Origin of the sequence: Nocardia sp. NPDC004151 (assembly GCF_042874235.1) — a bacterium.
GTDB lineage: Bacteria > Actinomycetota > Actinomycetes > Mycobacteriales > Mycobacteriaceae > Nocardia.
Genome location: NZ_JBIAMR010000004.1, coordinates 36,900 through 57,182, shown reverse-complemented (window position 1 = coordinate 57,182; position 20,283 = coordinate 36,900). Strand labels below are relative to the sequence as shown.

The window sequence follows — 20,283 nt, the reverse complement described above, 5'->3', positions numbered from 1 at the left end:
CCACCCAGGCATGCGCAGCTGGTAGCGGAACGTCCTGAGCGCCAAGCGGTCCGACCGCCGCCGGATTTGTCGGACCCCCGTGCTGAAGTATCGTGTGGCGGCCCGGCCAGTCGGTCTTACCTGAGACTCTCGACCGGGCTCTTTCGTGAAAAGGAACAACATTTGAAGAAGCTCGCAACGACCTCCCTGGTTGCCCTCGGCCTGATCACCGCGATGGGCACCGCCCACGCCGGCAAGGACACCGAGTGGCAGGTGGACGGCAACTACCCCACCGAGGCCGCCTGCGACGCCGACGGCGAAACCGGCACCTTCACCCGCCCCGACGGCACCCAGCTCGTCCCCGGCGACGACATCTACGAATGCACCCTCGGCGACGACGGCCTCTGGTACCTCTCCATCTGGACCGACTGACCCCACCGGCGACAGCCCGAGCCATCGGCCCGGGCTCGACCCGCCCGCCGAACGCGGCGAAAAATCCGTGGCCGACCGCGCTGGTTCGTGATCTGGTGTGGTGATGACGGATTCGGTCGCGGACAGACTGGCGATCCACGAAGTGGTCGCCCTGCACGGACATCTGAGCGATTCGGGCGAGTTCGATCGATGGACCGAGGTGTTCACCGAGGACGTCGCCTACGACCTGACCGCTTTCGGCGCGGGCACCGTGCCGGGAGTGGAAGCCCTCCGCGACATGGCACGCGAACTGGGCGACGCCAACCCCCTCGCCCACCACGTCACCAATGTGGTGGTCACAGCCCTGGACGGCGATACGGCCCATGCGATCTCCAAGGGCCTGGCAGTCAACACCGACGCCACGACCACCAGCGTCACCTACGAGGACGCCCTCCACCGCACTCCCCACGGCTGGCGCATCACCCACCGCCGCGTGATCCCCCGCCGAAAGCCCTTGACCCCGTAGGTGGCCCGCCCGGATGGCCACCACTCGGGTAGGGTCTTATCCGCAGGTCAGCGGAGTGTGGAACGCACCTGCGCCAGCAACTCGCATTGCCCCCGCCAGTCGCCTCCGGCAATACCGATGACGAAATGGTGGGCGCCGGCGGCCTGGTAGGCGGCTATGCGTTCGGCGGCTTGCTCGATGGAACCGGTGATCGGAATCGGCAAGGTCTCCTCGATCGACTTCCCGTAGTTATGGCTGATTCCAGCAGCGATCTCGGCGCGGGTAGGCAGGTCCGCGCCGGTGCCGAGAACTCCGGTCGCGCCGATGGTGACCGTCGGCGCTGGTCGCTGATGCTGCGCGGCGAGTTCGGTGATCTCGGAGAGCCCGGCCGCCACCCGGGCCGGTGGGATCAGCGACGGAAACCAGCCGTCACCCAGCTCCGCGACCCGTCGGCGGGCGGGAGCCGAGTCGTTTCCGACCAACACCGGCGGAACCGGGACGGGTGGAGCCAGCTCGATATCGATCGGCTCGGCCGTATCGGGGAGCGCGGCTCGCTTGCCCGCCAGCAGCTCGGGCAACACACGCAGCGCGGTGTCGGTGCGAGTTCCACTCTGCCCGTACGGAATCCCTGCCGCCGCCCACTGGGCTGGACCGCCCCCGGATCCGACACCGAGTTGCAGCCGGCCACCACTGACGTGCTGCAAGCTCGCTATCTGCTTGGCCGCCCAGGCCAGTGGGCGCAGCGCCGGAACGTAGACACTGGTGCCGATCTGGATCCGCTCGGTCGCGGCGGCCGCGACCGCCAGGGCAATTGCGCAATCCAGCACAGGCACACCGATCGACAGGTGATCCCCGTGCCAAACTCCGTCCAGCCCGATCTCCTCGGCGTGACGAGCAGCGGTGGCTATATCGAGTTTCTGAGCCCGTTGTGTCGCCACCGAAGGCAGGATGACACCGATCTCCACAGGGAATGTCTGCACAGTCCCTACCCTGCAACCTCAACTCGAGTCGAGGTCAAGGTCCTGACGTCACGACAGTGCCGGGTGCCGGTCAGCTGTGGAGGTAGCGGACCAGGGCTTCGCGTTCGGTTTCGAGTTCGGAGATTTGGCTTTTGACTACGTCGCCGATGCTGACTATGCCGATCATCTGGCCGTCCTCGAGGACGGGGAGGTGGCGGATTCGGTGTTCGGTCATGATCGCGTTGAGGGTTTCGACGTTGTCGTCCGGGGAGCAGGTGTGGAGGGCCGCGGTCATGATGGTGGAGACCGGGGAGTCCAGGAGGGGTGCGCCGTCGCGGTAGAGGCGGCGGACGATGTCTCGTTCGGAGACGATGCCGGCCATGGCGGTGCCGTCCGGGGAGACGATGACCGCGCCGACGTTGTGTGCCGCCAGGATTCTGAGCAGTTCACGCACGGTTGCATCGGGTGCAATCGTGACGACTTCGCCGCCCTTCCGGCGCAGGATTTCCGAGATTCGCATGTGCCCACCGCCCAACCAGCTAGGACTATCGATGGTTACCAGGATGCCGCTGTTACGCGGGTGTGAACAGCAACGATTGCGATTCGATGCCTAAACGGACGCGAGGGCATCGAGCGCGGATTCGATGGCGCGGTGGAAGGTCGGGTAGGCGAGGATCATCTCCCGCAAGGTCGCGGTCGGGACCTGGGCGTGGACGGCCACCGACAGGGCGCTGAGGACTTCGCCGCCCTGCGGCCCGGCCGAGCACGCGCCGACGAGCACCCCGCGGTCGGCGTCCTCGACCAGTTTGATGAACCCGGCGTTGCCCGCTTTGTGGATCCAACCCCGCGTGGACGCAGGTACTTCGGTGATTCCGACCCGGACGGTCAGCCCTGCGGCCCGGGCCTGTTCCTCGGTCATACCGACCGCCCCGACCTCGGGATCGGTGAACGTCACCCGCGGTACGGCGTGATACCGCGCTACCTCGTCCCCGCTACCGAGAATGTCCTGTGCCACGATCCGCGCCTGATACATGGACACGTGAGTGAAAGCCCCCCGCCCGGTGACGTCACCGAGCGCCCACACCCCTTCGGCCGCCCGCAGCCGGTTGTCCACCGGTATTGACCTCGCCGACTCGTCCAAGCCGACCGCCCCGATTCCCAAGCCCGCCAGTTCGGTTCGCCGCCCCGCCGCGACGAGCAAGCGCTCGGCACGCAGCACCTCGCCATTATCGAGAGTCAGTGCGAACTCGCGCCCGTCGTACCGCACCGCAGTCCCCCGAACCCCGCCCCGGACCTCGATCCCCTCCTCCGTGAACACCTTCGCCAGCAGCTGCCCCGCCTCCGGCTCGTCCTGCGGCACCAGCCGCCGCGGCACGACCACGGTCACCCGCGCCCCGAACCGCGCGAAGATCTGCGCGAACTCCGCCCCCACCGGGCCTCCGCCCAGCACGATGAGCGACTCCGGCACCTCGGTAGCCGGCACCGCCTCCCGGTTCGTCCAGAACGGCGTTCCCGCCAGCCCGTCGAGCGGCGGAACAGCCGGTTCGGTCCCCGGATTCAGCACGATCCCCCGCCGCGCTCGAAACACCCGCTCTCCGCTCTCGGTCGCCACGGTCACCTCCCCCGGCGCACTGATCCGCCCCCACCCGCGCACGAACCGCCCACCCGCCTTCTCGAACCGGTCCACCGCCGCCCGGTCGTCCCAATCGTCGGTGGCCTCCTCCCGGATCCGCGCAGCGACCGGCCGCCAATCCGCCTGTGCCGTGGCCGACCCCGCGAGCCCCTCCACCCGCCGAGCCTCGGCCAGCACCCCCGCCGCACGAACCATCATCTTGGTCGGCACACACGCGTAATACGGGCACTCCCCGCCCACCAACCGCCCCTCGACCCCGACCACGGCGAGCCCGCCCCGCGCCACCCGCGTGGCCACGTCTTCCCCTCCGGGCCCCATCCCGATCACCACGACATCAACGGATTCGGCAGTCACGCGTGCTCCTTCGCTCGGCAGCTTTCTGTGACGCTATCCCCACATCCGACTGGATCGATCCAACCTCCGCTGTCAGCGTCCATGCGGCGAGTCGAAGGTGAACACCCGGCCACCGAGCAGCAGTTGGCTGCCGGGCGCCAGGACGGTGGGGTGGCCGGGTGCGGCCCGGATCCAGTCGGGGCGGCCGGGCGGGCGGATGTGCGTGCCATTGGCGGACCCGCGATCCATGACCAGGACGTCCCAATCCACGAGGCGGATCTCGGCGTGGACACGGGACATGCCGCCGGTGGCGTCGGGGATGCGGATCGCTTGGGCGCCCCGCCGCACCTGCGGTGAGCGGGCGGGCGCACGGCCGATCACGAGATCGCTGTCGAGGACATAGGAGGTGCCGTCGTCGAGCAGCAGAACGCCCAGCGGCGGGCGGATGCCGGGGGCGAGGACGCAGGTCAGCTGCTCCATGCGAATGCCGCACACGACGCAGAAGGACACACGGGGGTCGTTGAGATGTCCTCGAGCGCAGGTGAACCCGTGCACGACGACACCGGTGGGAGCGGTCTCGATTCCCGCGGGAATGGCAGTGGGTGCGATGGTGCGCCCGCTGCCGGAATCGCGCGGGACCGGGTCCCGACCTCCGGCTGCGATCTCGGGCTCGGGTGTATTCGCCTTCTCCCCCAACCACATCACCGCTCCCGAACCCGGCACCCGACCGTCGCGCAGCGACCACACGCTTTCCCGGGGAAGGCTCTTCCGCGGTGCGCCGTCGTCGACGAAGACCGCCGCCGCTCGCCCCGGCGCCGGACTCACCACCCGATCGACGCTGAATCCGGCATCGCGGCCGTGCAGCACCTCCCGGTCATCGGTCCCCTCGAGCATCGCGGTGACCCGCCCGTGCAGAAAGACCGCCAGCCCCCGCTTTCCCGGTGTGAGCACCCCGAATTCGACCCGCTCCTCGTCCGTGCGACCCATGAGCCACGTGCTCGCCAGCCGTGCGAAGGTGCGTCCGGTGCGCCGAGTCTCCCGCGACGACGCCTCCGCCACCATCTCCAACACCTTGTCCAGCACGGCAATAGCCTCGGACGCCGCGGTGATCACACTCGAATCCCGGTGCGCGACAACCACGACCACCCCGTCGACACAGGCCACCAGGTGGCGGCCCGGCACCACCTCGACCCGCGCGGTCATAGCACCCGGCCCCCGGTATATCGCCAGCGTGGCAGCACCACCCGGATCGGACCGTTGACGAATCCCCAGTACGCAAGCCAGGTCAGCGTGAACTCGATGCCGAACGCCGGCGCGGACGGCCGCAGGTCCCGGGGCACGACCGCTGACGTGTACCGCGTCAGCAGCCACAGCAGCAGTCCCTCGTTCGCGATGGTCACCAGCCCGAAGACTGTCGGCCAGTCCTTGTCCCACCGGAATTGCTGCAGGCCGTGATACGCCAGCTCCCACCCGACTCCGAGCAGGATGACCGCCACCAATATGGTCAGCGTGACCCGGTAACCCTGTTCCCGTGACAGCCTCCCCATCGGCAGCAGCGGCGTGATCAGTAGCGTGATCACCGCCCCGATCACCCCGAGTACGATCACGCGAGTCTGAATCCGCCCCCACAGCGTCGGCGTCATGCCGGAATCTTCCGGTCGGTGACCCACAACCACCACTGCCGTAGCGACCGCAGCGCATCGAGTCGTCGGCAGAACCCGTTCGCCGCCAGGTCATCGGCGATCTCCAGGGCCGCGTACTGCAATCCGGCGAACGAGTCCACGGGAGCGAAATACCCGCCCAGCGTCGCGCTACCCGAGGCGTACACCCGCCCGGGCCCGCTGCGGGTCCCGAACAGCTCGAAGGTCCGATCCACATCGAGCCGCCCGAGCGGATTGGCCCGCGCCCCGGTGTGATCGAGCAGATCGGCGAGCAGCCGATGCTCCCGGATATCGGCTTCGAGCCCGGTGCAGTCGATGACGTAATCGGCATGCACGTCAACCGGCCGGTCGGTCGACGCGAAGCCGCTCGGCCCGTCCGCCTCCGGCGCGACCGTCGTCACCACCCCGGGCCGGGTGCGATCGGGCCGCAGATTCCGCGCCGACCCCACCAGGATCTGATACCAGCCCTGCGCCCGCCCCCGCGTCAGCTGTTCCTCCCACCGCTTGCGCCGCGGCGTCGTGGTCCCGCCCAGCGTCTTCAGCGCCTCCGCCCGCTCCCGCCCTTCGAGCTTCAGCAGCCGCTGCTTGATCTGCCCACCGAAGCTCGCCTTGGGAAAGTTGAAGGCTTGATATGCCCACCCGTTCGCTCCCGCCCGCCGCCCGAACACGCTCTCCCCCTGTGGTCCCGCCACATAAGTCCGGAACAGATGCAGGATCTGGGTGTTGAGCCGCAGCCGATCCCGGTCGTCGATCAGCCGTTGCAGCACACGACTGGCTACTATCCCGCTGCCGCGCACCATGACCGTCCCGGGCCGCCGCTGCAATGCCTCGTACACGTGCTCGTGCGGCTCGTAGGCGTTCACCACCCGCGTCGGATCGCGATACCGCTCGCGGTACTCCTGCAGATCCGGCAGCAGCCGCAGCCCGGGGTACCCGACCGCGATGTGAACATGACTGCTGCGAAACGCGATTCGCTTGGTCGCCGCTGCCCCTTCCGGCGGCGTGAGGATCGTGAAGTACCCGCCGCCGGCCCGTTTGCGCACCATGCGGACCTGCCCTTTGCGCAAGGATCGCGCGTATTCGACCCGCTCGAATTCGCACTCCAGCGCTACCAAGACCTGCCCTGCCCGAGGCGTGTGGTGCTCGGCGAGAACAGGCTCCACCAAGACATTCCACACAGCTGATAGCGACTTTTCAGCTATTGCCTCACGCAGGGCATAGGACGGAAATCCCCAGATATTGTCCGGCGTCCCGCCCGAATCGCTGCGCAGCCGTTCCCTGCGCGGAATCTGCGACACCCGAGTCAGGTATTCGTAGGACCCCCATGGCACGTCCTGTGGCCCGAGCACCGCCATCGCCGCCCCGGGCACTCCGTAGATCCGCAAGGTGTCGAACAGAGTGAACGATCCCAGCCCGCTGCCGACGCTCACCAGCGGCACATCGAAGACCGGAATCCCGGCTCGCCCCACCAACTCGTCGGTCCACACGTCGGTTTCGATGAGGCGTTGCGTGACATCTCCCCTCATTCGCGGGATCGTACCGGTCTCGGATTACGAACAACCGGCCATCGACACATTGCGCGACAGGCGATTCCGCGACGCGTACGCGGACTTCTCGCGAAGCTGCCCCGCGCCGCCCCATCTGCGACGTAGCATGCGGAACGTGGCCGATGCCAAACGTCCCGCCGCCGTGCGGGTCCTCGTTTACAGCAGTGATGCCGATACCCGGAGCCAGATCATGCTGGCGCTGGGCAGACGGCCGCACCCCGATCTGCCGCCCATCGACTACGTCGAGGTGGCCACGGGCCCGGTGGTCCTCGAGCGCATGGACGCCGGTGGATTGGATCTGCTGATCCTCGACGGCGAGTCGGCCCCGGAGGGCGGTCTCGGCCTGGCCAAGCAGCTCAAGGACGAAATCGCCGACTGCCCACCGATTGTCGTGCTGACCGGTCGGCCCGATGATGCCTGGCTGGCGAATTGGTCGCGCGCGGAAGCGGCGGTGCCGCACCCCATCGACCCCATTCGGTTGACCGACGCTGTCCTGGGTGTGCTCGGTAATAGCTTCGCGGTCTGATCTTCCTCTGCCCTCACGATCAGGGCAAACCCATGTCACGTGACAAACGGGATTGCGTCCAATCGGTCATAAAAGACCGTTCCGAATTCGATCAAACGCGATCGCGAATCGTCATGTATCTTCTCGTCCGAGTTGTAATCTGTGCCGTAGCTCACAGGAGCGCGGGGAGATGCATGACTGCCATGCACCACTGACATCATCCCGCCGCGCCCGCTGCCGTCCGTAGTGCGTCGTCCAGCTCGCAGGAGGGGTAGTGCTGAAGTGAATATCGAGGTACCGACCCTGGTTCTCGGCGCGGTCGCCGCCGCGTTCGGGGTGTTCTCCATCTTCCTGGCGGCCCTGATCGGCCCCAGGCGCTACAACCGGGCCAAGCTCGAGGCCTACGAATGCGGTATCGAGCCGACCCCGCACGCGGTCGCGGGCGGTCCGGGAAACGCTGCGGGCCAACGCTTTCCGGTGAAGTACTACCTCACCGCCATGCTGTTCATCATCTTCGACATCGAGATCGTCTTCCTCTACCCGTGGGCCGTGCACTTCGACGCACTCGGAGTGTTCGGGCTGGCCGCCATGGCGTTGTTCATCTTCAACGTCTCGGTCGCCTACGCCTACGAGTGGCGGCGCGGCGGTCTCAGCTGGGATTGATCGGCGCACAGGGGATTTCCATTCACACATCCCGTGCGAGGCGGGATGTCCCGATCCGGGAGAAGTAGTCCGACATGGGTCTCGAGGAGAAACTGCCCAGCGGGTTCCTGCTGAGCACGGTGGAAGATTTGGCCGGCTATCTGCGCAAGAGTTCGCTGTGGCCGGCGACGTTCGGCTTGGCGTGCTGCGCGATCGAGATGATGGCCACCGGCGGCGGGCGATTCGATATCGCCCGCTTCGGCATGGAGGCGTTCCGCGCCTCGCCGCGCCAGGCCGATCTGATGATCGTGGCGGGCCGGGTGAGCCAGAAGATGGCCCCGGTGCTGCGCCAGGTCTACGACCAGATGACCGAACCGAAATGGGTGCTGGCCATGGGTGTCTGCGCATCCTCGGGCGGCATGTTCAACAACTACGCCATCGTGCAGGGCGTCGACCACATCGTGCCGGTCGACATCTACCTGCCCGGCTGCCCGCCGCGGCCGGAGATGTTGTTGAACGCGATCCTGAAGCTGCACGAGAAGATTCAGGAGATGCCGCTCGGCGTCAATCGCGAAGAGGCCGTGCGCGCGGCCGAAGCCGCCGCGCTCGCCAGCACCCCGACCATTCAGCTGAAGGGGCTGCTGCGATGAGCTTCGATGCACCTGTCGGCACGGAGAGCCCCCCGGAGGCGGCCGTGGAACCCACTGAGAAGACCCCGGACACAACCGAATCCGCCGCCGCCGAGTCTCCGGCCGCCGAGCCCGCGCCGCCGGCCGACGATGTGATCGGCGTGCGCCAGGGCATGTTCGGCGTCTCCGGCACCGGCGACACCTCCGGCTACGGCCGCCTGGTCCAGACCGTCTCCATGCCCGGTGGTACCCCCGCCCCCTACGGCCCGGTCTTCGACGAGATCATCGCGCATCTGCGCCTGGCGCTGGCCAAGACCTTCGACGAGGCGGTGGAGAAGATCGTCGTGTTCCGCGGCGAGCTCACCCTGCACATCCGCCGCGATCACCTGGTGCTGGTCGCGAAGACGTTGCGCGACAACGAAGCCCTGCGCTTCGAGTTGTGCCTGGGCGCCAGCGGCGCGCACTACCCGGAGGACACCGGGCGCGAGCTGCACGCGCTCTACCACCTGAACTCGATCACCCACAACCGCCGCCTGCGGCTGGAAGTCTCTGTGCCGGACAGTGATCCGCACCTGCCCTCCCTGTACTCGGTCTACCCGACGGTGGACTGGCACGAGCGGGAGACCTACGACTTCTTCGGGATCCTCTTCGACGGTCACCCGTCGCTGACCCGCATCGCCATGCCCGACGACTGGCGTGGACACCCGCAGCGCAAGGACTATCCGCTCGGCGGAATCCCGGTCGAATACAAGGGCGCGCGCATCCCGCCGCCCGACGAGCGGAGGACGTACTCCTGATGAACAACACCGGCACCAAGTCCCGTCGTGACACCCAGGACCGGCCCGAACGCTCGGTCACCGTGGTGGGAAACGACTGGGACGAGATCTCCGCGAGCCTGGACGGCATCGCCGAGGAACGCATCGTCGTGAACATGGGCCCGCAGCACCCCTCCACGCACGGGGTGCTGCGGCTCATTCTCGAAATCGAGGGTGAGACCGTCACCGAGGCGCGCTGCGGCATCGGCTACCTGCACACCGGCATCGAGAAGAATCTCGAATACCGCAGCTGGGTGCAGGGCACCACCTTCGTCACCCGCATGGACTACCTGTCGCCGTTCTTCAACGAGACGGCGTACTGCCTGGCGGTGGAGAAGCTGCTCGACATCACCGATCAGATCCCCGAGCGCGTCAATGTCATCCGCGTGATGCTCATGGAGCTGAACCGCATCTCCTCGCACCTGGTGGCGCTGGCCACCGGCGGCATGGAACTGGGCGCGCTGACCCCGATGCTGTTCGGTTTCCGCGAACGCGAACTGATCCTCGACGTGTTCGAGACCATCACCGGTCTGCGCATGAACCACGCCTACATCCGCCCGGGCGGCCTGGCCCAGGACCTCCCGGACGACGGCGTGCAGAAGGTCCGCGAACTGCTGGACCTGCTGCCGACCCGCCTGCGGGACATGGAGATGCTGCTCAACGAGAACCCCATCTGGAAGGCCCGCACCCGCAATGTCGGCTACCTGGATCTGACGGGCTGCATGGCGCTCGGCATCACCGGACCGGTGCTGCGTTCCACAGGTTTGCCGCACGATCTGCGCAAGTCCCAGCCGTACTGTGGCTACGAGAACTACGAGTTCGAGGTGCAGACCGACACCGGCTGCGACTGCTACGGCCGCTACCTGATTCGCGTCAACGAGATGAAGGAATCGGTCAAGATCGTCGAGCAGTGCCTCGACAAGCTGCGGCCGGGCCCGGTCATGGTGGAGGACAAGAAGATCGCCTGGCCTGCCGACTTGCAGCTCGGGCCGGACGGCCTCGGCAACTCGCCGAAGTACATCGGCCAGATCATGGGCACCTCCATGGAATCGCTGATCCACCACTTCAAACTGGTGACCGAAGGTCTGCGGGTCCCGCCCGGCCAGGTGTACGTGGCGGTCGAGTCCCCGCGCGGCGAACTGGGCGTGCACATGGTGAGCGACGGCGGCACCCGCCCGTACCGGGTCCACTACCGCGACCCCTCGTTCACGAATCTGCAAGCGGTGGCGGCGATGTGCGAGGGCGGCCTGGTCGCCGACGTGATCGCCTCCGTCGCCTCCATCGACCCGGTAATGGGAGGCGTGGACCGATGACCGAGATCCTGCTGAACCTGACCACGCGGCCGATCCCGTTCCCGCCGGAGGCGCACGACCGGCTACAGGTGGAGGCCCGGGAGATCATCGCCCGGTACCCGCATCCGCGTTCGGCACTGCTTCCCCTGTTGCACTTGATGCAATCGGTCGAGGGCTACGTGTCCGGTACCGGCATCGAATTCTGTGCCGAGCAGCTGGGATTGACCGATGCCGAGGTCACCGCGGTGGCCACCTTCTACTCCATGTACCGGCGCACCCCGACCGGCGACTACCACGTCGGCGTCTGCACGAACACGCTGTGCGCGGTCATGGGCGGCGACGAGATCCTCGCGGACCTGAAGCGGCACTTGGGACTCGGGAACGGCGAGACGACCCCGGACGGCATGGTCACCCTCGAGCACATCGAGTGCAATGCCGCCTGCGACTACGCGCCCGTCATCATGGTCAACTGGGAGTTCTTCGACAACCAGACCCCGGAATCGGCCAAGGAACTGGTCGATTCGCTGCGCCGCGACCAGCCGCCGACCGCCTCGCGCAGCGGCATCCCGCCCTGCACGTTCCGCGAGACCGCTCGTATCCTCGCGGGCTACCCGGACCAGCGACCCGGCGCCACCGACGGTGTGGCCGGGCCCGCGTCGCTGGCCGGTCTGCGTGCCGCGGAAGAGAACCCGACCGACGGAGGCGCTCGGTGACGACTGCTCTGACTCCCGTCTTCACCAAGCACTGGGCGGACCCGGACAGCTGGACCCTGGCGTCCTACCGCAGTCAGGGCGGCTATCGGGCGCTGCCCAAGGCGCTGCGGATGCAGCCGGACGAGGTCATCGCCACCATCAAGGATTCCGGTCTGCGCGGCCGCGGCGGCGCGGGCTTCCCGACCGGCATGAAGTGGGGCTTCATCCCGCAGGGTCCCGGCCCCGACGGCGTCACCAAGCCGCACTACCTGGTGGTCAACGCCGACGAGTCGGAACCTGGCACCTGCAAGGACATTCCGCTCATGCTGGCCACGCCGCACACCCTCATCGAGGGCGTGATCATCGCGGCCTACGCCATTCGCGCCTCGCACGCGTTCATCTACGTGCGCGGCGAGGTGGTGGCGGTGCTGCGCCGATTGCAGGCCGCCGTGCAGCAGGCGTACGAGGCGGGCTATCTCGGCCGCAATATCCAGGGCTCGGGTTTCGACCTGGAGATCGTGGTGCACGCCGGGGCGGGCGCCTACATCTGCGGTGAGGAGACCGCGCTGCTGGATTCGCTCGAGGGCCGCCGCGGTCAGCCGCGCCTGCGTCCCCCGTTCCCGGCTGTAGCCGGCCTCTACGCCTGCCCGACCGTGGTCAACAATGTGGAATCCATTGCGTCCGTGCCACTCATCCTCGCGAATGGCGTGGAGTGGTTCCGGTCGTTCGGCACGGAGAAGTCGCCGGGGTTCACCCTCTACTCGCTCTCCGGTCACGTGACGCGACCGGGCCAGTACGAAGCGGCTCTCGGAATCACGTTGCGCGAGTTGCTGACCTACGCCGGAGGCATTCGCGAGGGGCACACCCTGAAGTTCTGGACTCCGGGCGGTTCGTCGACCCCGCTGTTCACCGCCGAGCACATCGACGTCCCCCTCGACTACGAGGGTGTTTCGGCCGCGGGCTCCATGCTCGGCACCAAGGCGCTGCAGATCTTCGACGACACCACTTGCGTGGTGCGGGCGGTGCTGCGCTGGACCGAGTTCTACGCCCACGAATCCTGCGGCAAGTGCACCCCCTGCCGCGAGGGCACCTACTGGCTGGTCCAGCTGCTGCAACGCTTGGAGAGCGGACGGGGCCACGAGACCGACCTGGACAAGCTGGCCGACATCGCCGACAACATCAACGGCAAATCCTTCTGCGCCCTCGGTGACGGCGCGGCCAGCCCGATCTTCTCCTCCCTGAAGTACTTCCGCGACGAGTACGCCGAGCACATCCGCCTCGGCGCCTGCCCGTTCGACCCGGCCCGCACCACGGCCTGGGCCACTCAAGGAGCACGATGACCTCGACAGTGAGCTCCACAACCGGTGGCGGGGTGACCCCCACCGACATGGTGACCGTGACCATCGACGGCACTCCGGTTTCGGTGCCCGCCGGAACCCTGGTGATCCGGGCCGCCGAACTCATCGGCGTCCAGATCCCACGCTTCTGCGACCATCCGCTGCTCGACCCGGTCGGCGCGTGCCGGCAGTGCCTGGTGGAGGTCGAGGGGCAGCGCAAGCCCGTCGCCTCCTGCACCCAGACCGTGGCCGAGGGGATGGTGATCAGCACCCAGGTCTCCTCGCCCGTGGCCGCCAAGGCTCAGGAGGGCGTGATGGAGCTGCTGCTCATCAATCACCCCCTCGACTGCCCGGTGTGCGACAAGGGCGGCGAATGCCCGCTGCAGAACCAGGCCATGTCGGCGGGGCGCGCCGAATCCCGTTTCGACGGTGAGAAGCGTACCTATCCCAAGCCGATTCCGCTGTCCTCGGCGATCCTGCTGGACCGGGAGCGCTGCGTGCTGTGCGCGCGCTGCACCCGGTTCTCGCAGCAGGTGGCCGGTGACCCGTTCATCGAACTGATGGAACGCGGTGCGCTGCAACAGGTCGGCACGGCCGCCGGGGAGCCGCTGGACTCCTATTTCTCCGGCAACACCGTGCAGATCTGCCCGGTCGGCGCACTCACCGGCAGCACCTACCGGTTCCGCGCCCGGCCCTTCGACCTGGTGTCGAGCCCGGCGGTGTGCGAGCACTGCGCGAGCGGCTGCGCTCAGCGCACCGATCACCGGCGCGGCAAGGTGATGCGCCGCCTGGCCGGTGACGATCCGCAGGTCAACGAGGAATGGAACTGCGACAAAGGCCGATTCGCGTTCACCTATCTGACCGAGAAGGACCGGCTCACCACACCGCTGGTGCGCGGCTGGGATGGCAGCCTCCAACCCGCGTCGTGGTCGGAGGCCATCGGTGCGGCGGCGCGCGGACTGGCCGCGGCGCGCGGCAAGGCGGGCGTCCTGGTCGGCGGCCGGGTGACCCTGGAGGACGCCTACGCGTACTCCAAGTTCGCGCGAGTCGCGTTGAACACCAACGACATCGACTTCCGGGCCCGCGAGCACTCCGTCGAGGAGGCCGACTTCCTGGCCGCCCGGGTGGCCGGGCAGGGCATCACCGTCGACTACGCCGCCCTCGAACGCGCGCCGTTCGTGCTGCTGGTGGGGTTCGAGGCGGAAGAGGAATCGCCGATCGTCCACCTGCGGCTGCGCAAGGCCACACGCCGCAACGGCACACCGATCTACTCGCTCGCGCCGTATGCGACCCGCGGCCTGCAGAAGCTGTCCGGCACCCTGCTGCCGGCGGCGCCGGGTGCCGAACCGCATGTGCTGGAAGCGATTCGGACCGGTGAAACCGACGATCTGACCGCCGGATACAGCGGTCTGCGCGAGGTCGCGGACCTGCTGCGCGAGCCCGGCGCCCTCATCCTCGCCGGTGAACGCCTCGGAGGCATTCCCGGTGGCCTGTCCGCGGTGGCGCGGCTGGCCGACGACACCGGCGCGACGCTGGCCTGGATCCCCCGCCGCGCCGGTGAGCGCGGCGCGCTCGAAGCCGGGGCGCTGCCGGTGCTGCTGCCCGGCGGACGGCCGGTCGCCGATCCCGCCGCGCGCAAACAGGTTCGCGAAGCCTGGAACGTGAACGAACTGCCGGGCACTCCCGGCCGCGACACCGCCGCCATCCTGGCCGCCGCGCCCAGCTTGGGCGCGCTGCTCATCGGCGGCGTCGAGGTCGGCGACATGCCCAACTCGCATGCCGCCTTGCAGGCCATCGACGCGGCGGGCTTCGTGGTGTCGATGGAGTTGCGCCGCAGCGACATCAGCGCCCGCGCCGATGTCGTGTTCCCGGTCGCCTCCGCCATGGAGAAGGCGGGCACGTTCCTCACCTGGGAGGGCCGCCACCGCCAATTCGAAGCCGCCCTGCGTGATTCCGCCGTCCGCCGCGAGGCCGCGCCGCTGCCCGAATACCGGGTCCTCGACGCCATAGCCAATGAGATGGGGGTGCGGCTGGGCCTGCGCGACGCCGCCGGAGCCCGCGCGGAACTGGCCGACCTCGGAGTCTGGGACGGCGCGCCCGCCCCTACGCCGGTGCACCGCCCGCATCCGCCGGCCCAACCCCATTCGGGTACAGCGGTTCTCGCGTCCTGGCGAATGCTCATCGACCGCGGCCGGCTCCAGGACGGCGAACCCAACCTGGCGGGTACCGCCCGCACCCCCGTGGTGCGGCTGTCGGCCCGGACCGCCGCCGGGATCGGCGCCACCACCGGCGATCCGGTGACCGCCGCGACCGACCACGGCCACATCACCCTGCCCCTGGTCATTACCGAGATGCCCGACGGCGTGGTGTGGCTGCCCATGAATTCCCCCGGCTCCGACGTGCTGGTGCAGCTCGGCACCACACCCGGCCACCTCGTGCGTATCCGACGGGAGGACCACCGTGAGTGAGCTCGATCTGATCAGGGTGCTCGCGGGGCCCTCCGTGGTTACGCAGGCTTCCTCCTCCGGGCCTGACGCGAACACCCTCGGCATGTTCGGCCACGATCCGTGGTGGCTGGTGCTGGTGAAATCCATCGGGATCTTCGTGTTCCTGCTGCTCATCCCGATGCTGGCGGTGTACGCGGAACGAAAGATCGTGGCGTTCATGCAGATGCGCGTCGGACCCAACCGGGTCGGGCCGCGCGGCTCGCTGCAGTCCATCGCCGACGGCGTGAAGATGCTCCTCAAGGAGGACATCATCCCGGCCATCGTGGACAAGCCGATCTTCATTCTCGCGCCGGTGATCTCGCTGATCCCCGCCGTGATGGCGTTCGCGGTGATCCCGTTCGGGCCGCAGGTCAGCATGTTCGGGCACCAGACCATGCTGCAGCTGACCGATATGCCGGTGGGCGTGCTCTACATCCTGGCCATGGCCTCGGTCGGCGTGTACGGCATCGTGCTGGCGGGCTGGGCGTCCGGGTCCACCTATCCGCTGCTGGGCGGGCTGCGCTCCACCGCGCAGGTCATCTCCTACGAGATCGCCATGGCGCTGTGCTTCGCCGCGGTGTTCCTGCTCTCGGGCACCATGGCCACCTCGGGAATCGTCAAGGCGCAGGAGGGAACCTGGTACGTCTTCCTGCTGCTGCCGTCGTTCCTGATCTACGCGGTGTCCATGGTCGGCGAGACCAACCGCGCGCCCTTCGACCTCCCCGAGGCGGAGGGCGAGCTGGTCGGCGGCTTCCACACCGAGTACTCCTCGCTCAAGTTCGCCATGTTCATGATGGCCGAGTACATCAATATGGCGACCGTGTCCGCGCTGGCCACCACGCTGTTCTTCGGCGGCTGGCACGCGCCGTTCCCGATCAGTCTGTGGGCGGGCGCGAACAGCGGCTGGTGGCCCATGCTGTGGTTCACCGCCAAGGTGTGGACGTTCCTGTTCGTGTTCATCTGGCTGCGTGGCACGCTCCCCCGGCTGCGCTACGACCAGTTCATGAACCTGGGCTGGAAGCTCCTGATCCCGGTGTCGCTGGCCTGGGTCATGTTCGTCGCGACCCTGAAGGTGTTGCAGAACAACGGCACCCACATCCAGACCGCGGGCATGGTGATCGGCGGGCTGGTGGTCGCGGCCGTGCTGCTGGCGCTGGTGATCCGGGCCGGGCACGCGGGCTACGACCGCGCCAACGCCTCCCCGGACCCGGATTCGACGCGGGCGTACTCGGACTTCCCCGTGCCGCCGATGCCCGCGACACCGATGGCGTCCACGCCGAAGCCGGATCTGCTGGCCCCACTGGGCGGATTCGTGGTCACCGCATCCACGATGTTCAAGAAGCCCAACACCGAGCTCTACCCCGAGGTCAAGACCCCGACCGCGCCGCGCTATCACGGCCGGCACCAGCTCAACCGGCATCCGGACGGGTTGGAGAAGTGCATCGGCTGCGAGCTGTGCGCCTGGGCCTGTCCCGCCGACGCCATCTACGTGGAGGGCGCCGACAACACCGAGGACGAACGCTTCTCTCCCGGTGAGCGTTACGGCCGCGTCTACCAGATCAACTACCTGCGCTGCATCGGGTGCGGTCTGTGCATCGAGGCCTGCCCGACCCGGGCGCTCACCATGACCAACGAGTACGAGCTGGCCGACGACAACCGCGCCGGGCTGATCTACGAGAAGCAGGATCTGCTCGCCCCGATGCAGCCGGGCATGGTCGCCCCGCCGCACGCCATGTACCCCGGCGCGGACGAGGGCTCCTACTACCGCGGCGAAGTCCCCGGCGCGGCAGATGAACTCGCCGGAGCGGAAGGGACCAAGCAATCATGATCACCGACCGGATCGCCCAGCCCGCCCAGCAGATCGTCACGCACACCTCCACCGGCGAGGCCGTCCAGTTCTGGATCCTCGCCGTGGTGGCCGTGCTCGGCGCGCTCGGCATGGTCTGCGCGCGCAAGGCCGTGCACTCGGCACTGTGCCTGGCCGCCACCATGATCACGCTGTCGGCGTTCTACATCGCGCAGAGCGCGCTGTTCCTGGGCATCGTGCAGATCGTCGTCTACACCGGCGCGGTCATGATGCTGTTCCTGTTCGTGCTCATGCTCGTCGGCGTGGATTCCGCGGAGTCGCTGCGGGAGACGCTGCGCGGGCAGCGGCTCGCGGTCGTGGTGGTGGGCACCGGCTTCGGCATGCTGCTCATCAGCGGCATCGCCCGCGGCATGGCCGACCGGAGCGTCGCCGAGACCGGTCCCGGCCTGGGCGGCAACTACAGCGTCGGGGCGCTGGCCGAACTCATCTTCGTGCGCTACGTGTGGGCGTTCGAGCTCACCGGTGCCCTGCTCATCACCGCGACCATCGGCGCCATGGTGCTCGCGCACCGCGAACGGTTCGGGCCGCCTACCGATCAGCGCACCCTGTCCAAGGAACGCTTCCGCGCGGGGACCCGGGTGACGCCGCTGCCCACGCCCGGCGTGTACGCCCGCCACAATGCCGTCGACGCGCCCGCGCGGCTGCCGGACGGCTCCTTCGAGGAGCTGTCGGTCAGCACCATCCTGCGGCACCGCCGCAATCGCGCCCACACCGAAGCGGTCGTGCTGACCGTCGGCGACGGTAGCGACGTTCCCGGCGACGACACTCACGAGGAAGGCCAGCGGTGAATCCGGACAACTATCTGTACCTCTCGGCCCTGCTGTTCACCATCGGCGCCGCCGGAGTCCTGGTGCGGCGCAACGCCATCGTGGTGTTCATGTGCATCGAGCTCATGCTCAACGCCGTGAACCTGGCCTTCGTCACCTTCGCGCGCACACACGGCAATCTCGACGGTCAGGTCTTCGCCTTCTTCACCATGGTGGTGGCCGCCGCCGAGGTCGTGGTCGGCCTGGCCATCATCATGAGCATCTTCCGTGCCCGCCGCTCGACCTCGGTCGACGACGCGAACCTGCTGCGGTACTGACATGGATACCGCACAGATGCTGTGGCTGATGCCCGCGCTCCCGCTCGCGGGGGCCGTATTCCTGCTGCTGATCGGCCGGATCGGCGACACGTGGGGCCATATTCCGGGCACCGCGCTGGCGCTCGCCTCGTTCGGGGTCGCGGCGTGGGCGTTCTCCGACATGCTGGACCGGCCGAATTCCGAACGGGCCGTGCACTACACGCTGTTCGAGTGGGTGCCGGTCGCCGGGTTGAAGGTCGACTTCGCGCTGCAACTCGACCAGCTGTCGATGTGCTTCGCGCTGCTGATCACCGGCGTCGGATCGCTGATCCACATCTACTCGATCGGGTACATGAACGGCGACGAGGGGCGGCGGCGATTCTTCGCCTACCTCAACCTGTTCCTGGCCGCCATGCTGGTGCTGGTCCTCGCGGGCAACTACCTGGTGCTGTACCTGGGCTGGGAAGGCGTCGGCCTGGCGTCCTACCTGCTGATCGGATTCTGGTACCACAAGCCCTCCGCCGCGACGGCGGCGAAGAAGGCGTTCGTGGTCAACCGGGTCGGCGACATGGGGCTGGCCATCGCGCTCATGGTCATGTTCGCGACCTTCGGGAGCATCGACTTCCAGACCGTGTTCGGGTCGGCGAGCCACGCGGGCACCGGAACCCTCACCGCCATCGGGCTTCTGCTGCTGCTCGGGGCCTGCGGCAAGTCCGCGCAGGTGCCGCTGCAGTCCTGGCTCGGGGACGCCATGGAGGGCCCGACACCGGTGTCGGCGCTCATCCACGCCGCCACCATGGTGACCGCGGGTGTCTATCTGATCGCCCGCTCGAACCCGATCTTCGATCTCGCGCCGGGCGCGCAGGCGGCCGTCATGGCCGTCGGCGCGGTCACTCTGGTGTTCGGCGCGATCATCGGTTGCGCCAAGGACGACATCAAGAAGGCGCTCGCCGCCTCGACCATGAGCCAGATCGGCTACATGGTGCTGGCGGCCGGGCTCGGCCCGGTCGGGTACGCGGCCGCGATCATGCACCTGCTGACCCACGGCTTCTTCAAGGCCGGACTGTTCCTCGGCGCGGGCTCGGTCATGCACGCCATGAACGACGAGACCGATATGCGGCGCTACGGCGGACTGCGCAAGCTGCTGCCGGTCACCTACGTCACCTTCGGGCTCGGATACCTTGCGATCCTGGGTGTTCCGCCGTTCGCGGGATTCTGGTCCAAGGACCGGATCATCGAGGCGGCGTTCGCGTACGGCGGGGTCGGCGGCGTCGTCACCGGTCTGGCCGCGCTGTGCGGTGCGGGCATCACGGCGTTCTACATGACCCGCGTCATGATCTTCACCTTCTTCGGCGAGCGCCGCTGGAAGGAAGGCACGCATCCGCACGAGGCGCCCGCCTCGATGACCGGGCCGATGATCCTGCTGGCCTTCGGATCCGTCTTCTCCGGCATGCTGTTCGCCTACGGGTCCTCGCTCACCAACTGGCTGGCCCCGGTGGTCGGCGAACATCACGGCGAACCGGTGATTCCCGCCTGGGCCATCACCTTCTTCGCGCTCGCGGTGGTCGCGGCCGGCGTCTGGGTGGCCTACGACCAGTACGCGAAGTCCCCGATCGCCGAGACCGCGCCCGCCGGCAACCCGCTCGTCGAGGCCGCGCGCCGCGACCTGTACGGCGACGCCGCCAACGAGGCCGCGTTCATGCGTCCCGGCCGGCACCTGACCCGGTCGCTGGTGTTCGTCGACAACCGCGGCATCGACGGTCTGGTCAACTCCACGGCCGCGGTGATCGGCGGGCTGTCGGCCCGGATCCGGCGCGTGCAAACCGGTTTCGTGCGCTCCTACGCCCTGTCCATGTTCACCGGCGCGGCCCTCGTGGTCGCCGCCCTGCTGGCGGTGAGGTTCCTGTGAATGAGCTTGCGAACGCAC

20 protein-coding genes are annotated in these 20,283 nt (G+C 68.1%); 14 read left to right on the top strand and 6 right to left on the bottom strand.

Translation table 11 applies throughout. The annotated features are described in order from the left end of the window. Positions 1-162: 162 nt before the first annotated feature. Both ACFYTS_RS11025 and ACFYTS_RS11020 read left to right on the top strand, forming a co-directional pair. Positions 163-411 (top strand): hypothetical protein, encoded by a 249-nt coding sequence (locus tag ACFYTS_RS11025; RefSeq protein WP_387303009.1) that lies wholly within the window; start codon positions 163-165, stop codon positions 409-411. 103 nt (positions 412-514) lie between these two features. Further along, positions 515-916, top strand: coding sequence for a nuclear transport factor 2 family protein (locus ACFYTS_RS11020; RefSeq protein ID WP_357276505.1), 402 nt, complete (start codon positions 515-517; stop codon positions 914-916). 47 nt (positions 917-963) lie between these two features. Here ACFYTS_RS11020 and ACFYTS_RS11015 read toward each other — a convergent pair whose 3' ends face one another. The 6 genes from ACFYTS_RS11015 to ACFYTS_RS10990 all read right to left on the bottom strand — a co-directional run bounded on the left by ACFYTS_RS11015 (position 964) and on the right by ACFYTS_RS10990 (position 7,007). Next, entirely contained in the window at positions 964-1,875 is a 912-nt protein-coding gene (locus ACFYTS_RS11015) for an LLM class flavin-dependent oxidoreductase (RefSeq protein ID WP_387303006.1), read from the bottom strand. Between the two features lie 70 nt (positions 1,876-1,945). After that, positions 1,946-2,374 (bottom strand): CBS domain-containing protein, encoded by a 429-nt coding sequence (locus ACFYTS_RS11010; protein WP_357276510.1) that lies wholly within the window; start codon positions 2,372-2,374, stop codon positions 1,946-1,948. 90 nt (positions 2,375-2,464) lie between these two features. Beyond that, complete coding sequence (locus ACFYTS_RS11005) at positions 2,465-3,841, bottom strand: dihydrolipoyl dehydrogenase family protein (RefSeq protein ID WP_387303004.1); 1,377 nt, start codon at positions 3,839-3,841, stop codon at positions 2,465-2,467. Between the two features lie 72 nt (positions 3,842-3,913). Further along, a complete protein-coding gene (locus ACFYTS_RS11000) occupies positions 3,914-5,023 on the bottom strand; it encodes an FHA domain-containing protein (RefSeq protein WP_387303001.1) in 1,110 nt (369 codons plus the stop codon). Further along, entirely contained in the window at positions 5,020-5,463 is a 444-nt protein-coding gene (locus tag ACFYTS_RS10995; RefSeq protein WP_387302998.1) for a hypothetical protein, read from the bottom strand. Before ACFYTS_RS10995 ends, ACFYTS_RS11000 begins: the two co-directional genes overlap by 4 nt. Next, the gene (locus ACFYTS_RS10990; protein WP_387302995.1) at positions 5,460-7,007 is read right to left on the bottom strand and encodes a hypothetical protein; all 1,548 of its coding nucleotides are present in this window, start codon (positions 7,005-7,007) and stop codon (positions 5,460-5,462) included. Before ACFYTS_RS10990 ends, ACFYTS_RS10995 begins: the two co-directional genes overlap by 4 nt. A 127-nt stretch (positions 7,008-7,134) precedes the next feature. Between ACFYTS_RS10990 and ACFYTS_RS10985 the strand changes: the two genes are divergently transcribed. The 12 genes from ACFYTS_RS10985 to nuoL all read left to right on the top strand — a co-directional run bounded on the left by ACFYTS_RS10985 (position 7,135) and on the right by nuoL (position 20,265). Beyond that, positions 7,135-7,554, top strand: coding sequence for a hypothetical protein (locus ACFYTS_RS10985; RefSeq protein WP_357276520.1), 420 nt, complete (start codon positions 7,135-7,137; stop codon positions 7,552-7,554). Between the two features lie 261 nt (positions 7,555-7,815). Continuing rightward, on the top strand, positions 7,816-8,196 hold the full coding sequence (locus tag ACFYTS_RS10980; RefSeq protein WP_357276523.1) for an NADH-quinone oxidoreductase subunit A: 381 nt from the start codon (positions 7,816-7,818) through the stop codon (positions 8,194-8,196). A 74-nt stretch (positions 8,197-8,270) separates the two neighbouring features. Continuing rightward, on the top strand, positions 8,271-8,825 hold the full coding sequence (locus ACFYTS_RS10975; RefSeq protein ID WP_040808330.1) for an NADH-quinone oxidoreductase subunit B family protein: 555 nt from the start codon (positions 8,271-8,273) through the stop codon (positions 8,823-8,825). Beyond that, positions 8,822-9,601 (top strand): NADH-quinone oxidoreductase subunit C, encoded by a 780-nt coding sequence (locus ACFYTS_RS10970; RefSeq protein WP_387302991.1) that lies wholly within the window; start codon positions 8,822-8,824, stop codon positions 9,599-9,601. The genes ACFYTS_RS10975 and ACFYTS_RS10970 overlap by 4 nt, the downstream gene beginning before the upstream one ends. Beyond that, the gene (nuoD, locus tag ACFYTS_RS10965) at positions 9,601-10,932 is read left to right on the top strand and encodes an NADH dehydrogenase (quinone) subunit D (RefSeq protein WP_357276528.1); all 1,332 of its coding nucleotides are present in this window, start codon (positions 9,601-9,603) and stop codon (positions 10,930-10,932) included. Before ACFYTS_RS10970 ends, nuoD begins: the two co-directional genes overlap by 1 nt. Further along, positions 10,929-11,624: an NADH-quinone oxidoreductase subunit NuoE gene (nuoE, locus tag ACFYTS_RS10960; protein ID WP_357276530.1), complete on the top strand. Its 696-nt coding sequence runs from the start codon at positions 10,929-10,931 to the stop codon at positions 11,622-11,624. The genes nuoD and nuoE overlap by 4 nt, the downstream gene beginning before the upstream one ends. Then, on the top strand, positions 11,621-12,943 hold the full coding sequence (nuoF, locus tag ACFYTS_RS10955; RefSeq protein ID WP_387302989.1) for an NADH-quinone oxidoreductase subunit NuoF: 1,323 nt from the start codon (positions 11,621-11,623) through the stop codon (positions 12,941-12,943). Before nuoE ends, nuoF begins: the two co-directional genes overlap by 4 nt. Beyond that, complete coding sequence (locus ACFYTS_RS10950; protein WP_357276534.1) at positions 12,940-15,408, top strand: NADH-quinone oxidoreductase subunit G; 2,469 nt, start codon at positions 12,940-12,942, stop codon at positions 15,406-15,408. The genes nuoF and ACFYTS_RS10950 overlap by 4 nt, the downstream gene beginning before the upstream one ends. A gap of 82 nt (positions 15,409-15,490) precedes the next feature. Then, the gene (nuoH, locus tag ACFYTS_RS10945; protein ID WP_387303788.1) at positions 15,491-17,254 is read left to right on the top strand and encodes an NADH-quinone oxidoreductase subunit NuoH; all 1,764 of its coding nucleotides are present in this window, start codon (positions 15,491-15,493) and stop codon (positions 17,252-17,254) included. Continuing rightward, positions 17,251-18,081: an NADH-quinone oxidoreductase subunit J gene (locus ACFYTS_RS10940; RefSeq protein ID WP_357276537.1), complete on the top strand. Its 831-nt coding sequence runs from the start codon at positions 17,251-17,253 to the stop codon at positions 18,079-18,081. The genes nuoH and ACFYTS_RS10940 overlap by 4 nt, the downstream gene beginning before the upstream one ends. Then, the gene (gene nuoK / locus ACFYTS_RS10935) at positions 18,078-18,377 is read left to right on the top strand and encodes an NADH-quinone oxidoreductase subunit NuoK (protein WP_357010729.1); all 300 of its coding nucleotides are present in this window, start codon (positions 18,078-18,080) and stop codon (positions 18,375-18,377) included. The genes ACFYTS_RS10940 and nuoK overlap by 4 nt, the downstream gene beginning before the upstream one ends. 16 nt (positions 18,378-18,393) lie before the next feature. Further along, the gene (gene nuoL / locus ACFYTS_RS10930; protein ID WP_357277136.1) at positions 18,394-20,265 is read left to right on the top strand and encodes an NADH-quinone oxidoreductase subunit L; all 1,872 of its coding nucleotides are present in this window, start codon (positions 18,394-18,396) and stop codon (positions 20,263-20,265) included. Positions 20,266-20,283 lie beyond the last annotated feature (18 nt).